This window comes from Sphingomonas sp. TX0543 (assembly GCF_048565505.1).
Classification (GTDB): Bacteria; Pseudomonadota; Alphaproteobacteria; order Sphingomonadales; family Sphingomonadaceae; genus Sphingomonas.
Map to the genome: position 1 here is coordinate 1,843,459 of NZ_JBLZUS010000002.1, position 14,334 is coordinate 1,857,792.

Annotated in this window: 12 protein-coding genes; 5 read left to right on the plus strand and 7 right to left on the minus strand. The window is 64.1% G+C overall.

Annotation, left to right across the window (positions count from 1 at the left end):
• Positions 1–59 precede the first annotated feature (59 nt).
• From ACM61V_RS09460 to ACM61V_RS09480, 5 genes are all read left to right on the plus strand, one after another.
• On the plus strand, positions 60–1,148 hold the full coding sequence (locus ACM61V_RS09460) for a Zn-dependent alcohol dehydrogenase (RefSeq protein WP_137785730.1): 1,089 nt from the start codon (positions 60–62) through the stop codon (positions 1,146–1,148).
• Between the two features lie 68 nt (positions 1,149–1,216).
• Positions 1,217–2,203 carry a phosphotransferase family protein gene (locus ACM61V_RS09465; protein WP_137785943.1) on the plus strand — a complete coding sequence of 329 codons (987 nt, stop codon included), beginning with the start codon at positions 1,217–1,219 and terminating at the stop codon, positions 2,201–2,203.
• A 14-nt stretch (positions 2,204–2,217) separates the two neighbouring features.
• Positions 2,218–2,997 (plus strand): SDR family NAD(P)-dependent oxidoreductase, encoded by a 780-nt coding sequence (locus tag ACM61V_RS09470; protein WP_137785729.1) that lies wholly within the window; start codon positions 2,218–2,220, stop codon positions 2,995–2,997.
• 15 nt (positions 2,998–3,012) lie between these two features.
• Complete coding sequence (locus ACM61V_RS09475) at positions 3,013–3,813, plus strand: SDR family NAD(P)-dependent oxidoreductase (RefSeq protein ID WP_137785728.1); 801 nt, start codon at positions 3,013–3,015, stop codon at positions 3,811–3,813.
• 73 nt (positions 3,814–3,886) lie between these two features.
• Positions 3,887–4,396 carry a nuclear transport factor 2 family protein gene (locus tag ACM61V_RS09480; protein WP_137785727.1) on the plus strand — a complete coding sequence of 170 codons (510 nt, stop codon included), beginning with the start codon at positions 3,887–3,889 and terminating at the stop codon, positions 4,394–4,396.
• 70 nt (positions 4,397–4,466) lie between these two features.
• Here the strand turns inward: ACM61V_RS09480 and ACM61V_RS09485 are convergent, their stop codons facing one another.
• From ACM61V_RS09485 to ACM61V_RS09515, 7 genes are all read right to left on the minus strand, one after another.
• Positions 4,467–6,290: a DUF885 domain-containing protein gene (locus ACM61V_RS09485; RefSeq protein ID WP_137785726.1), complete on the minus strand. Its 1,824-nt coding sequence runs from the start codon at positions 6,288–6,290 to the stop codon at positions 4,467–4,469.
• Positions 6,291–6,316: 26 nt separating this feature from the next.
• Complete coding sequence (locus ACM61V_RS09490) at positions 6,317–7,210, minus strand: acyl-CoA thioesterase (RefSeq protein ID WP_419713960.1); 894 nt, start codon at positions 7,208–7,210, stop codon at positions 6,317–6,319.
• A 79-nt stretch (positions 7,211–7,289) separates the two neighbouring features.
• Entirely contained in the window at positions 7,290–8,417 is a 1,128-nt protein-coding gene (locus tag ACM61V_RS09495; RefSeq protein WP_137785724.1) for an acyl-CoA dehydrogenase family protein, read from the minus strand.
• A gap of 51 nt (positions 8,418–8,468) precedes the next feature.
• Entirely contained in the window at positions 8,469–9,653 is a 1,185-nt protein-coding gene (locus ACM61V_RS09500; RefSeq protein ID WP_137785723.1) for an acyl-CoA dehydrogenase family protein, read from the minus strand.
• On the minus strand, positions 9,653–10,972 hold the full coding sequence (locus ACM61V_RS09505) for an amidase family protein (protein ID WP_137785722.1): 1,320 nt from the start codon (positions 10,970–10,972) through the stop codon (positions 9,653–9,655). The genes ACM61V_RS09500 and ACM61V_RS09505 overlap by 1 nt, the downstream gene beginning before the upstream one ends.
• Complete coding sequence (locus tag ACM61V_RS09510; protein WP_137785721.1) at positions 10,972–12,996, minus strand: 3-hydroxyacyl-CoA dehydrogenase NAD-binding domain-containing protein; 2,025 nt, start codon at positions 12,994–12,996, stop codon at positions 10,972–10,974. The genes ACM61V_RS09505 and ACM61V_RS09510 overlap by 1 nt, the downstream gene beginning before the upstream one ends.
• A 67-nt stretch (positions 12,997–13,063) precedes the next feature.
• Positions 13,064–14,287, minus strand: coding sequence for a serine hydrolase domain-containing protein (locus ACM61V_RS09515; RefSeq protein WP_137785720.1), 1,224 nt, complete (start codon positions 14,285–14,287; stop codon positions 13,064–13,066).
• Positions 14,288–14,334 lie beyond the last annotated feature (47 nt).

Genomic DNA, 14,334 nt, shown 5'->3' on the forward strand with positions numbered 1-14,334 from the left:
ATGATGAAATGTAACGCCCCGGTCGCGGCCGGGGCGACGGAACCAGACAGGAGAGGCGCATGAAGGCCGCCGTATTGTTCGAAGCAAAGAAGCCGCTGGAAGTGACCGATGTGGTCGTTTCCAAACCTGGCGCGCACGAGGTGTTGATCCGCACCCTGGCGTGCGGCGTGTGCCGCTCCGATCTGCATTTCGTCGATGGCGCCTATCCGCATCCGCTGCCCGGCGTTCCGGGCCATGAGGCGGCAGGTATCGTCGAGGCGGTGGGTGACGAAGTGCGAACGGTGAAGCCGGGCGATCATGTCGTAACCTGCTTGTCGGTGTTCTGCGGACATTGCGAATTCTGCGTGACGGGGCGGATGTACCTCTGTCTTGGTGCAGAGACGCGTCGTGCTGCTGGATCGGAGCCGCGGCTGCGGCTGGCGAATGGCGACCCGGTCAATCAGATGCTCAACCTTTCGGCCTATGCCGAGATGATGCTGGTGCACGAGCATGCCTGTGTCGCGATCGATCGGGACATGCCGCTCGATCGCGCCGCGCTGATCGGCTGCGCGGTGACGACCGGGGCGGGCGCGGTGTTCAACACGACGGATGTATCGCCGGGCGAGACCGTATGCGTCGTCGGGTGCGGCGGCATTGGCCTGGCAGCGGTGAATGCCGCGAAGATCGCCGGCGCGGGCAAGATCATCGCGCTCGATCCCGTGCCGGAAAAGCGCGCCATCGCGGAGAAGCTGGGCGCCACGCACAGCTATGACCCGCTCGCGGACAATACGGTCGCCGAGGTGATCGAGCTGACAAAGGGCGGCGTCCACCATGCAATCGAGGCGGTTGGCCGCCCGCAATCGGCGGAAACCTCGGTGAAGGTGCTGCGGCGTGGTGGCACCGCGACTATCCTTGGCATGATGCCGCTCGGCGACAAGGTCGGCCTGTCGGCGATGGACTTGCTGTCGGGCAAGCGCCTGCAAGGTGGGATCATGGGATACAACCGCTTCCCGGTCGATATTCCGCGTCTGGTGAATTTCTACCAGCGCGGCCTGCTCGATCTCGACACGATCATCGCCGAGCGGCTGCCGCTCGCGCGGATTAACGACGCATTCGACGAACTCCGCAAGGGCGATTCCACCCGCAGCGTGATCGTGTTCGACCAGTGAGTGACGCGAGCCTGCAGGAAGAGATCGCCGATCGAGATCGCCTTGATACCGGTCGCCTCTCCGTTTGGATGGCCGACAACGTGCCGGATTACGCTGGCCCGCTGAGCTATGCCAAGTTTGCGGGCGGCCAGTCGAACCCCACCTACAAGCTTTCCACGCCGGGGCGCGATTATGTGTTGCGGCGCAAGCCGATGGGGGATCTGCTTCCTTCGGCGCATGCGGTGGACCGCGAATATCGCGTCATCGCGGGGCTTCACCCCACCGGCTTTCCGGTGCCGCGCCCGTTCGGCCTTTGCGAAGACGATGCGGTGATCGGATCGGCCTTTTACGTCATGGAAATGGTCGAGGGGCGGACGATCTGGGACGGCGCGTTCCCCGGCATGGATTCCGACACGCGGCGCGCGCATTACAACGCGATGATCGATACGCTGGCGGCGCTGCACAACGTCGATCACGTCGCCGCGGGGCTCGAGACCTTCGGACGCCCCGGCAATTACTTTGAGCGGCAGGTGTCGCGCTGGACCAAGCAATATCGCGGCGCTGAAACCGAGCATATGCAATCGATGGAGCAGCTGATCGAATTTCTGCCCCGCACGTTGCCGCCGCAGACGCGCACGTCGATCGTGCACGGCGACTATCGTTGCGATAACATGAAGTTCGCGCCTGGGCTGGAGCCACGCGTGACAGCTGTGCTGGATTGGGAGCTGTGCACCTTGGGGGATCCGATCGCGGACCTCTCCTATTTCCTCATCTCCTGGGTAACGGAGCCAGAGGGGCGCTCCGGCGTGATGGGGCTGACAGGGGAGGCGACGGGGATCCCGACCATCGAAGAGGTTGTCGCACGCTATTGTGAAAAGACCGGGCGACCAGAGGGATTGCCGGACCTTAACTGGTATATCGCGTTCAATCTCTTCCGCCTTGCCTCGATCGTGCAGGGGATCAAGAAGCGCTTCCTGATCGGTACAGCCTCCAATGCGAATGCAGAGGCGTCCAGCGCGCGGGTGCCGCTGCTGGCCGATGCCGCCTGGGCGTTCGCAGTCAAGGCCGGGGCATAATTGGAGGTACTGAGATGTCGCTGTTCGATCTGACCGGCAAGGTCGTGCTCATCACCGGTTCCTCGCGCGGGATCGGCAAGGCGTCCGCCATCGCCTGTGCTGAGCAGGGGGCCAAGGTGGTGATATCCAGCCGCAAGCAGGATGCCTGCGATGCGGTAGCGTCCGAGATCGACGCGCGTTTCGGCGCGGGCACGGCGATCGCGGTCGCCGCCAACATCTCCGACAAGGCGGGGCTCCAGCATCTGGTTGACGAGACGCGGCGCGCTTTCGGGCGGATCGACTGCCTGGTCTGCAACGCCGCGTCCAATCCCTATTACGGGCCGCAGGAAGGGATCGCGGACGAACAGTTCCGCAAGATCCTGGACAACAACATCGTGTCGAATCACTGGCTCATCACCATGGTCGCGCCCGAAATGAAGGAGCGGGGCGCCAGAGGTGACGAGGGGGGGTCGATCGTGATCGTCTCGTCTATCGGCGGGCTGCGCGGATCACCGATCATCGGTGCTTACTGCATCTCAAAGGCAGCCGATATGCAGCTCGCGCGCAATCTGGCGCATGAATACGGCAAGCACGGCATCCGCGTGAACTGCATCGCGCCGGGCCTTATCAAAACCGATTTCGCCAAGGCGCTGTGGGAGGATGAGGCGGCAGTGGCGGAGCGCAATCGCACCACGCCGCTACGCCGTATCGGCGAGCCGGAAGAGATCGCGGGCGCGGTCGTCTATCTCGCGTCGAAGGCGAGCGGCTTCATGACCGGGCAGGTGATGGTAATCGACGGCGGCGTTACGATTTAAGAGGAGAGTGCGGGGATGAGCAGGTTCACCGGCAAGTCGATCATCGTCACCGGCGCGGGCTCCGGCATCGGCCGCGCAGCCGCGACATTGTTTGCGGCGGAAGGCGGCAAGGTGATCGTCGCGGACGTGTCTGACAGCGTCGAGGAAACCGCGCGGGCGATTTGCGATGCGGGCGGGATGGCGGAGGCGATCCGTATGGACGCAGGGGCCGAGGACGATGTGATCCGGACGATCGCGCTCGCTGTCGATCGCTATGGCGGGCTCGACGTAATGTTCGCCAATGCCGGCATCTCGGGAGGGATGGCGAATATCTTCGACACAGATGTGTCGCTCATCACCGAGGTGTTGCGCGTCAATCTGATCGGCCCGTATCTGGCGATAAAGCATGCCGCACCCCGCATCGCCGAACGCGGCAGGGGCGCTATCGTCCTCACCGCCAGCGTGGCCGGCATCCGCTCCGGCGCGGGATCGCCGGCCTATTCCGCGTCAAAGGCGGGTGTCATCAATCTCGCGCAGGTTTCCGCGCAGCAGCTTGCGGGATCGAACGTGCGGGTCAACGCGATCTGCCCCGGCCTTACCGAGACGGGCATGACCAAACCGACCTTCGATTATGCGCGCGATGCGGGAAAGATGGATCGCGTTGGCCGTCTGAACCCGTTGCGCCGCGGCGCGCAGCCGGATGAACTCGCGAAGGTGGCGCTGTTCCTCGCTTCCGATGACGCCAGTTACGTCAACGGGCAGGCGATCGCGGTGGATGGCGGCTTGTCTTCCAGCCATCCGGTTACCAAGCAGGAATATGGGCGGACGGCTGTTTAGGGCGGGCTGACCCGCCTGCCCGGATAACCCGAAACAGCGTCGATGGCGGTCTTGAGCGGCAGAAGCCCATAAAGTGCCGAAAATCCTGGACCAGTTCGTGCGCAAGGCTCTGAAGATGGCGAGCTTTTTTGCAACGTTGTTTTCTGTGTCGGCGATCCTCGCGTCGGCACCGGTCGGCGCGCAGGCCGATCACTCCTTGCGTTGTGATGGAGCGGACACGGAGAGTTGTGCTTTCCTTCTTGCCGCTACCAGGGCGTTCACAGACATGCTCACGACGGCGGACCCGGAACCCCTGCGGCGCAATCTCGATCGACGAGCACTTTGGGTGTCGTCCGATGGCAAAGTGCGGTCCGGCGCTGAGTTTATCGAAGCGGTCCGTCGCGATAGACGGCGTGCAACGGCAAGGCTCGATCGTGCGGAAGTCCGGTTTTTTGACAACACTGCGGTTGTTTCATGGCAGGAATCGTGGACCGATCCAGATGCGGCGGTGAAGGCTGGCCACCTGGCTGGCGTGGACACCTGGGTAAAACGAGGCCAGCGCTGGCGCGTTGTTTCCACGGTTGAAACACCTCCGGCACTGTAGCTCGGTATTTTGGAACGGCCGCAATCGAGCGTTTCGGCGGCTATCGCCCCCCGACCACCCTCTCGTCCACCTACACCGCCCAGCGATCCACCACCTTCGCCAGTACGCCTAGCGGCACGCCGCCCGTCTGCACCACCGCGTCGTTGAAACCGCGCACGTCGAAGCGCGTCCCCAGCTTGGCTCTGGCCGCGTCTCGCAGGCGGTTGATCTCGTTGTGGCCGGTCTTGTAGCCGAGCGCCTGCCCCGGCCAGGTGCAATAGCGGTTGAGCTCGGATCGCGCCTGGCTGGCAGTGAAGCCGGTGGTGGCCATGAACCATTGCATCGCCTGATCCATCGTCCAGCGTTTGTGGTGGAGCCCGGTATCAGCGACAAGCCGCGCGGCCCGGAAGTTCATGGACTGGAGATAGCCGATTCGACCGAGCGGATCGTCGGCGTAGAAGCCGGTCTCGTCCGCGATCTGCTCGGCGTAGAGCCCCCAGCCTTCGGAATAAGCGTTGAAGCTAAGCAATGTGCGGATCAGCGGCAGATCAAAAGTATATTCACCCTGCCAGATATGCCCTGGAATCCCCTCATGGAAGGTGAGCGTGGGCAGGGAATAACGCGGCCAGATGCCGGTGTCGCGCAAGTTGATATAGTAGGTGCCCGGGATCTTGCCGTCCATCGAACCGGCGCCGGCATAGCCGTTGGGCGCGCCATCCTGGATCGCGGGCGGCACGCGCTTGATGTTCAGGTTGCCGTGCACGAGCTTGCCGAACGCCTTGGGCATCAGCGGGCGCACCTTGGCGACGACGGTGTTGAGATAGGCGAGAAGCGCGGCGCGGCCGGCGTCGGTGTTCGCGAAAAGCAGGTCGGGCCGTTTTCCGAGTTGGGTGAGCCGCTCGCCGGCAGTCCCCTGCGTCAGACCCTGCGCGCGAAGCAGCGGGTCCATCTCCGCCGCAAGCGCCTTGCACTGTTCCAGCCCGGCGGCGTGGATTTCCTCTGGCGTACGCTTGGTGGTGGTGCCGGCCTCGGCAAGCCAGCCGTAGATGTTTTCCGCATCAGGAACCTGCCACATGCCCGCCACATCCGGTGCTTTCGGGCGGAGCGCGACGAGGGCGTCGGCCTGCGCGGCAAGTGCCGGGGCGATCTCCCGCTCCGCGATGCGCGCGGCGCGGGCGGCCCAATCGCCGCTTAGATGCGCGGCGCGTGCCTTCTCGCCAAGCCCCGTGACGATCGACCACGCACCGGGCTTCTCCGCGCCGGCGCGCAACTGACGCGCGGTGATGTCGTTGAGGAAGTCCGGCAGATAAACGCCCTTTGCCGCGTCGGCCTTCAGCCGCTCGGTCTCGTCGCGCAGCTCCTTGGCATAGGCGCGCATCCGGGCGAGATACGCTTCCGCATCGGCGATCGAGGCGACCTGATGCTTGTTTTCCAGCATATCCGGCACGTCGACGAATGCCCCATTGCCCTGACTGACGATATACGGTGTCGAGCGGAAGCCGTTGGCGGATAGGAACGCCATATCGCCCACCGGCATCCGCCGCCAGCCGTCGAGCGCGATCTCGTACGCGACGGTGGCGGTCTCGACATGCGTGGTGACGACGGGGGAGAGGCGGGTCTGATCGATGGCGCGCAGCTCGGCGAGGCGGCTGGTGGCATCCGCCCGGCGCTGCGCCTCAGCTGCTGCGCTGTGATCCGACAGCATGGATTTGAGCGGTGCACGCTTGCCGGTGTCGATACCCAGCATCGCCGCATTCTCGGGGTAGGCGAGCAATAGTTGTTCGGCGTGGCGACCCAGCAGGTCCATGGCGGGCGCGTCACCTGGCGCGGTTGCAGCGCCGGCGCGGACGGGAAGGGCGGCAGTTGCGCCGAGCGCGGCGGCGGCCGTGACGAAACCGCGACGATCGAGCTGCATAGGATGTCCTCTGTTGGCTTGGTAACTCACGCGCGGGGCGTGCGCTGGCGGATCAGCCCTTCCTGCGCGACGGTGGCGACCAGCCGGCCATCGCGCGTGAAGATCTGGCCACGGTTCATCCCTCGTGCATGGCCCGCCCACGGGCTGTCGGTTGCGTAAAGCAGCCAGTCATCGGCGCGGAAATCCTCGTGCAGCCAGATCGCGTGATCGAGGCTGGCGGTCTGGAAGCCCGGCGTCGTCCAGTTCACCCCATGCGGGAGCATACAGGTGCCAAGCAGCGACATATCCGACGCGTAGGAGAGGATCGCGCGATGCATCGCCTGATCGTCGCCGATCGGCGCGACGACACGGAACCAGCTATGCTGGATCGGCGCGGTTGGCGTCGGCTCGAACCATTTGCGGGGATAGGCTGGCCGAATCTCGATTGGGCGCGGACGAGTGAGCTGGCGACGAAACTTCTCGTCGATGTTCACGCTTTCGCGCGCACGGATCTGCGCTTCGCTTTCCAGCGATTCGGGTGGAGGAACGTCGGGCATCGCATCCTGATGATGGAAGCCCTGCTCCGGCACCTGGAAAGACGCCGCCATGTTCAGGATCGGCGCGCCGCGCTGCATTGCGATGACACGGCGGGTAGCGAAGCTGCGTCCCTCGAAATCGCGCACGACGCGATAGATGATAGGGTAATTCTCGTCGCCCGCGCGCATGAAATAGGCGTGGAGGGAGTGCGCCGTCTTGGGCGCATCGGTCGAGCGCTGCGCCGCCTGCAACGCCTGCGCGATCACCTGTCCGCCGAATACGCGGCCCACGCCGCCACGCGACCGGCGCCCGCGATAAAGGTCGGTATCGATTTCCTCGACATCCAGCAGATCGACGAGATCGGCGGTGAGTTCTTCTGCGGTGGGCGGGGGATTCTCTGACACGCTGTTCGGCTCCTGCCTTTTCATCGTTTCGGTAGAAGAAGCAGGAGCCCTTGGGCAAGGCCGGGATGCGCGCGCTACATCAATAGCCTGCGGCGCGTGCGATCAGATCGGCGTGGAAGTTGGCATCGCCGAACATCTCGGCGAGCACCCGTTGGCGCTTCATGTAGAAGCCGATGTCATATTCGTCGGTCATGCCGATGCCGCCATGCATCTGCACGCCTTCCTGTACGCTGAGCATCGTCGCGACACCCGTCATCGCCTTGGCGATCGAGACGGCGGTATCTGCCTTCGCGTCGCCCGCATCGAGCAGTTGCTGTGCCTTCAGCACGGCGGCGCGCGCCACCTCCATCTCGCTATACAGATGCGCTGCGCGATGCTGGAGCGCCTGGAAGCTGCCGATCAGCGTGCCGAACTGCTTGCGCTCCTTGAGATAGTTGACGGTCATATCCATCGCGCCCGCGCCGACCCCCAGCATCTCTGCGGCTGCGCCGGTGCGGCCGGCACGAAGCAGCCGATCGAGCGGCGCACGGCCGGCATCGACCTCGCCGATCACCGCATCGGCATCCAGTTCCAAACCATCCAAGTCGATTCGCGCGGCGATGCTCGAATCGGCCAGCCGCTCTGGCGTGACAGTCATTTTCGCGGCGTCCTTCGGCACCGCGAACAGGGTGACGCCGGCGTCGTCATTGGCCGATCCCGCGGTGCGTGCGGCGACGATCAAGAGGTCAGCGATGTGCCCGTGCGTGACGAACTGCTTCTTGCCCGTCAACCGGAAGCCGTTACCCGCGCGCTCCGCCTTCAGGCCGACGCTTGCGCGGTGTTTGGCGCCTTCATCGATCGCGAGTGCGGCGACGGTCTCGCCTTTCAGGATACCGGGATACCAGCGTTCGGCATGGCCGGTGCCCTTGAGCGCCTCAACGGCGGCGACGGCGGTGGACAGAAATGGTGACGGCGAGAGGTTGCGACCAATTTCCTCCAGCACCACACCCGCCTCGACATGACCGAGGCCAAGGCCGCCGCGATCCTCCTCGATGAGGATGCCGGTGAAGCCCATCTCGGCGAATTGTCGCCACAGATCGCGGCTGAATCCGGTCGTGTCCTTGGTATCGCGCAGCTTGCGCATGTGGCTGACAGGGGCATTCTCGGCGACGAAATCCTTCGCGGTGTCGCGCAGCATCGTCTGCTCGTCATTCAGGAAAAGCGGCATTTGATTCTCCCTCGTTCCGGCCTGGCCGGAATCGCTTGATGTCTTCTCGGCTTACGCGCCCGGCAGGTTCAGAATGCGCTTTGCGATGATGTTAAGCTGCACTTCGGACGTGCCGCCCTCGATCGAATTGGCCTTCGTGCGCAACCAGGCCCGCGCTTCATGGCCGTTCGAGGAGCGATCGCTTTCCCATTCCAGCTCGTCCGAGCCGCCCGCGGCCATCATCAGTTCATGCCGCGACTTGTTCAGCTCGGTCCCGTAATATTTCATCATCGACGGCTGGGCGGGATGCGCACGGCCGGCTTTCAGCTCGTCAATGAAACGTTCGGACTGTGCCGCGAACGCCTTGGCCCGTACCTCGAACAGCGCGATCTGCGCACGCAATAGCGGATCGGCGAGGCGGCCATCATGATCCAGGCCGATCGTCGCCAGCGCGCCCTCGATCAGCGGGTTCTTTCCGCCCGAGCCAAGGCCCATGCCCGATATCATCTCGCGTTCATGCCCGAGCAGATATTTCGCGACGTCCCAGCCCTTGTTGAGTTCGCCGACGAGATTTTCCTTCGGCACCTTCACATTGTCGAAGAAAGTTTCGCAGAACGGCGAGTAGCCGGAGATCAGCAGGATCGGCTTGGTCGACACGCCAGGCGTCCGCATGTCGAACAGGACGAAGCTGATCCCGTTATGCTTGTTCGCGGGATCGGTGCGCACCAGGCAGAAAATCCAGTCCGCCTTATCGGCGTAGCTGGTCCACACCTTCTGCCCGTTGACGAGGAAATGATCCCCCTTGTCCTCAGCCTTGGTGGCGAGGCTGGCGAGGTCCGACCCGGCGTTCGGCTCCGAATAGCCCTGGCACCAGCGGATTTCCCCGCGCGCGATCTTCGGGAGGTGCTCCTTCTTCTGCGCTTCATTGCCGTATTTGAGCAGCGCCGGCCCGAGCATCGAAATACCGAACGACGACAGCGGGTTGCGACAGCGCAGCTTCGCCATTTCCTCGCGCAGCACCTTGGTTTCGGCCGCGCTCAGGCCGCCGCCGCCATATTCCTTTGGCCAGTCCGGCACGGTCCAGCCGCGCGCGCCCATGCGGTCCATCCACTGCTTCTGCGCGGGCGTCATCTCACCCTGGTCTCGGCCGCCCCACACCGAATCCTTTTCGGTACGGATCGGCTCGCGCATTTCGGGCGGGCAGTTTGCTTCCAGCCACGTGCGCGTTTCCGCGCGGAACTCTTCTAGGTCGCTCATCACTTGCTCCAGACTAGATCATGCGCCGCGCGCGCGGCGGCGATCGAAAGATGGTCCTGATAACGGTCGGCGATCACCTGCACGCCGATCGGCAGCCCGCCCGCGCCCATCGCGACCGGCACGCTTGTGGCAGGCAAGTTCGGGAATGTGGCAAGGCCGGCCCAGGCGAATTGCGTCGCGAACGCGGTGTCGCGCCCGTCGATCTCCAGCCTGCGCCCTGGCAGGGGCGTGTCGTCGTGCGCAAAGGCAGTGGTGCCGAAGACCGGCGCGATAACCGCATCATAAGCACCGAATAGCTCGTGCCACTTGCGGACATTGCGCGCCTGATGATCGGCAAGATCAAACCATTCCGCGAGCGTCGGCGTGCCGCGCACCGGATCGGGCGCCCCGCGTGTCATCGCGATATTCAGCATGTGCATGTAGTGGCGATGCTGCGCCGACAGATCGGGCAACAGGCCGCTGCGATAATCCACGCTTGCGCCGACACGGGCAAACCCCGCGCCGATTTTCTCCAGCGCGGCGCGCATCTCCGTCGCGATGCTGGCTTCGGGATGATCGGCGAGAATGAGGATGCGCCACTCGTCTGGCCGGCGGGCAGGTGCTGGCGCCACGGGGTGGTCGGCGAGCACGTCAAGCGCGGCGGCCAGATCGTCAGCATCGCGCGCCATCGGGCCGCAGACGCTGAGCGCGACGCGCGCGCCATCCGTCCCGGGGAAATTGTGGCCGCTGGTGGACAGCAGCCCGAACGTAGGCTTCAATCCCCATACGCCGTTGAAGGCCGCCGGCGTGCGGATCGAGCCGCCGATGTCGGAGCCGATCTCCAGCGGCACCATGCCGGTCGCGAGCGCCACCGCGCTGCCGCCGGACGAGCCGCCGGCTACGCGGCCATGATCGCGCGGATTGACCGTCCGGCCATAGATCGGATTGGTCGACTGAACGTCCGCCAGGCCGACGGGCACGTTGGTCTTGCCAAGGATGATTGCGCCGGCGCGTTTCAGCCGCCGCACCAGCGCGGCATCGCGCGTCGCGGTGAAATCGCGATGCTCGGTGAAGCCCCATGTCGTCTTGAGGCCGGCCAGGTCATAGCTTTCCTTGATCGTCATCGGCACGCCGAGCAGCGGCGCGTCGAAGCCATGCTTGATCCGCTGGTCCAGTTCCGCCGCCGCATGGCGCGCGCGGTCGAAATCTCGCACCACCACCGCGTTGAGCGGTCCGTCGCGCGCCTCGATCCGGGCGATTGCCCCTTCGGTTTCGAGCAACGCGCCGGATTCGCCCGAGCGGACGGCGGCGGCGGTCTGGAGAGCGGAGCGCTCGGTCATTACAACGGGCTGCCGTTCTCGGCAGCTGCCTTGAGGCTTTCGGCGACCTTGAAGCCATGCTTCTCAAGGCCGGTTACAACCTTTTTCAGCCCCTCGGTCTGCGCCCAGAACATCGGGCCACCGCGATAGACCGGCCAGCCATAGCCATAGATCCATACCACGTCGATGTCCGACGCGCGCTGCGCCTTTCCCTCCTCCAGGATCAGCGCGCCTTCGTTGACCATTGGGTAGAGCGTGCGCTCAACGATTTCCTGATCCGTGATCTCGCGCTTCGCCAGGTTGGATTTCTGGCGGAATTCCTCGATGATCTCCGCGACCCGCGCAGAAGGGGTGGGGTTACGTTTCTCGTCGTAATCATAGAAGCCGGCCTGCTTCTTCTGCCCCCAGCGGCCCTCGGCGGCGAGCGCGTCCCGGATGCTCTCGATGCGGGTGGGGTCGCGGTGCCAGCCGATATCAACGCCCGCGAGATCGGCCATCTGGAATGGCCCCATCGGCATACCGAAATCGACATGTACCTTATCAATCTGCTGCGGCGTCGCGCCTTCCATCAGCAGTTTGTTCGCCTCGATCTGGCGCGGAGCTAGCATGCGGTTGCCGATGAAGCCGTGGCAGACGCCAGCGACCACCGCGACTTTCCGAATCTTCTTGGCGAGCGCCATGACGGTGGCGAGCACGTCTTTCGCGGTCTTGTCGCCGCGCACCACCTCCAGCAGCTTCATGACGTTGGCGGGGGAGAAGAAATGCATCCCCACCACATCTTCCGGCCTGCCGGTGGACGCGGCGATCTCGTTCACGTCGAGGTAGGACGTGTTCGACGCCAGGATCGCGCCGGGCTTTGCAATCTTGTCGAGCTTGCCGAATATGTCCTTCTTCACATCCATATTCTCATAGACCGCCTCGATAATGAGGTCGCAATCCTTGAGGTCTTCGAGCTTGAGCGTGGGGGTGAGCAGCGCCATCGCCTTTTCCGGCGCGTCGGGCTTGATGCGGCCCCTGGCAGCGGACGCCTCGTAATTCTTGCGCACGACGCCAATGCCGCGATCTAGCGCTTCCTGCTGCATCTCGACGATAGTGACCGGCACGCCGGCCGAGAGGAAATTCATGCTGATCCCGCCGCCCATCGTGCCCGCGCCGATCACGCCGACGCGGTTAATCGGGCGGAGCGGCGTCTTGGGATCGACGTCATCGATCTTCGCGGCCTGACGCTCGGCGAAGAAAATGTGGCGCTGCGCGGCGGACTGGACGCCGGTCATCAGCTTCATGAACTCTTCGCGTTCGTATTTCATGCCCTCGTCGAAGGGGCGGTCGGTCGACGCTTCCGCGCATCGAATATTGGCTTCGGGCGCGTCGAAGCCGCGGAACTTCCGGGCGTTGGCCTTGCGGAATTCGGCGATCGCCTCCGGGTCCGCCTTCGCCTGCTTGTCGCGGATACGCGGAATCGGGCGCTTCGATGCGACTTCACGGGCGAAGGCGATCGCGTCTGCCTCAAGGCTGTCCTCGCCGACGACGCGATCGATCAGTCCAAGTTCCGCGGCCTTCTTCGCCGGCACGGGATCGCCGATCGCGAGCATCGGGAGCGCAGCCTTCATGCCGATCAGGCGCGGCAGGCGCTGCGTCCCGCCCGCTCCGGGAAGCAGGCCGAGCTTCACCTCAGGCGTGCCGATCTGGGCGGAGGGCACGGCGACGCGATAATGGCAGGCGAGCGCCGTTTCACACCCGCCGCCGAGCGCCGTGCCGTGGATCGCCGCGACGATCGGCTTGGACGAGGCGTCCATCATATCGATCACCTCATGGAGCGATGCGCCCTTCGGCGGCTTGCCGAACTCGGTGATGTCGGCCCCCGCGAAGAAGGTGCGACCGTCGCAGCGCAACACCATCGCGACGATCGAGGCATCGGCAATTCCCTCCTTCACGCCCGCTTCCAGCCCGTCGCGCACGGCCGCACCCAGTGCGTTCACCGGCGGAGAATCGGAGATGATGACAAGGATATCGCCATGGCGTTCGGTGCGGACGGGTGATGTCATGGGAAAATACTCCAGTTTGGTGCATCCCCCGTCGCCGGGGGCGTCAATCGAAAGGGCGGGTGGCCGGTCACGTCAGCGCGGCATAGATCATCGTCTTCAGTTCACGGCGGATCGGGTAGATCATCGAGGGGGACAATTGCGTCATAAAAACCATCGACAGCCGCTCGACCGGGTCGATGAAGAAGGCGGTCGAGAACATGCCGCCCCAATAATATTCGCCCACCGATCCCGGCATCATCGATCGTGCGACGTCGATCGTCACGGCGAATCCAAGCCCGAAGCCGGTGCCGGCATTCTGCGTTTCGCTGAACAGCGAATCGGACATCGCGGCGAGGTCTGCGTTACCGGGCAGGTGGTTCCGGGTCATCAGGTCGATCGTCTTGAGACCAAGGATGCGCGCGCCGTCCAGTTCGCCGCCGTTGAGGCACATCTGGCAGAAGCGGTGATAGTCTAGCGCGGAAGATACGAGGCCGCCGCCGCCAGACATGAATTTGAACGGCGTGGACCACATGCTCTCGCTCGCGCGATCGAACATCTGGCGGCCCTTGCCGGGGACCAGCGTGTAGCAGTCCACCAGCCGATCGATCTTTTCAGCCGGCACGGTGAAGAAGGTGTCGTGCATCTTGAGCGGCTTGAATATTCTCTCCTCGAAGAAGCGCTCCAGCGGCATTCCCGACACGCGCTGGACGACCAACCCGAGCACGTCTGTCGCAACCGAATAGTTCCAGCGCGTGCCCGGGGAAAATTCCAGCGGCAGCTTGCCGAGTTCGCTTATGAACCCGTCCAGGTCGAAGCCACCGTGCCAGTTTTCCAGCTTCAGTTCACGATGGGCCGCATCGATATTGGATCGGTTCTGGAAGGAATACGTGAAGCCGGCAGTGTGTCGCAGCAGATCGACCATTCGCATCGGTTCGTCGGTCGGCCGGGTCATGAACGGCACACCCGCACCGCCGCCGGCGTAAACGCCAACCCTTTTCAGTTCCGGCAACACGTGGTGCACTGGTGTGTCGAGGGCAACCTTCGCCTCCTCCACCAGCATCATGAACGCAACGGAGGTGATCGGCTTGGTCATGGAAGCGATGCGGAAAAGCGACGTTTCGTCGATCGCTTTCCGCTCGCCCTCGCGCGCCGCTCCCTGCGACGAGAAATGCGCGATCTCGCCATCGCGTGCGATGAGCAATTGGGCGTGAGGAAACTCGCCCGGATCGAGATAGCGTTCTTTCAGCAGGCGGTCGATCGCGGCGAGCCGGCCTGAGTCAAAGCCCAGTTTTTCTGGCTTGGCGATCTTCATGCCTATCCATACCCCTATTTCAAATCGGGTTCATGCCCTATCGCTTG

Bases quoted from the DNA above. Each gene is read 5' to 3' on its own strand.
- ACM61V_RS09460 (WP_137785730.1), top strand. From the start codon at position 60: ATGAAGGCCGCCGTATTGTTCGAAGCAAAGAAGCCGCTGGAAGTGACC.
- ACM61V_RS09465 (WP_137785943.1), top strand. From the start codon at position 1,217: ATGGCCGACAACGTGCCGGATTACGCTGGCCCGCTGAGCTATGCCAAG.
- ACM61V_RS09470 (WP_137785729.1), top strand. From the start codon at position 2,218: ATGTCGCTGTTCGATCTGACCGGCAAGGTCGTGCTCATCACCGGTTCC.
- ACM61V_RS09475 (WP_137785728.1), top strand. From the start codon at position 3,013: ATGAGCAGGTTCACCGGCAAGTCGATCATCGTCACCGGCGCGGGCTCC.
- ACM61V_RS09485 (WP_137785726.1), bottom strand. From the start codon at position 6,290: ATGCAGCTCGATCGTCGCGGTTTCGTCACGGCCGCCGCCGCGCTCGGC.
- ACM61V_RS09495 (WP_137785724.1), bottom strand. From the start codon at position 8,417: ATGCCGCTTTTCCTGAATGACGAGCAGACGATGCTGCGCGACACCGCG.
- ACM61V_RS09500 (WP_137785723.1), bottom strand. From the start codon at position 9,653: ATGAGCGACCTAGAAGAGTTCCGCGCGGAAACGCGCACGTGGCTGGAA.
- ACM61V_RS09505 (WP_137785722.1), bottom strand. From the start codon at position 10,972: ATGACCGAGCGCTCCGCTCTCCAGACCGCCGCCGCCGTCCGCTCGGGC.
- ACM61V_RS09510 (WP_137785721.1), bottom strand. From the start codon at position 12,996: ATGACATCACCCGTCCGCACCGAACGCCATGGCGATATCCTTGTCATC.
- ACM61V_RS09515 (WP_137785720.1), bottom strand. From the start codon at position 14,287: ATGAAGATCGCCAAGCCAGAAAAACTGGGCTTTGACTCAGGCCGGCTC.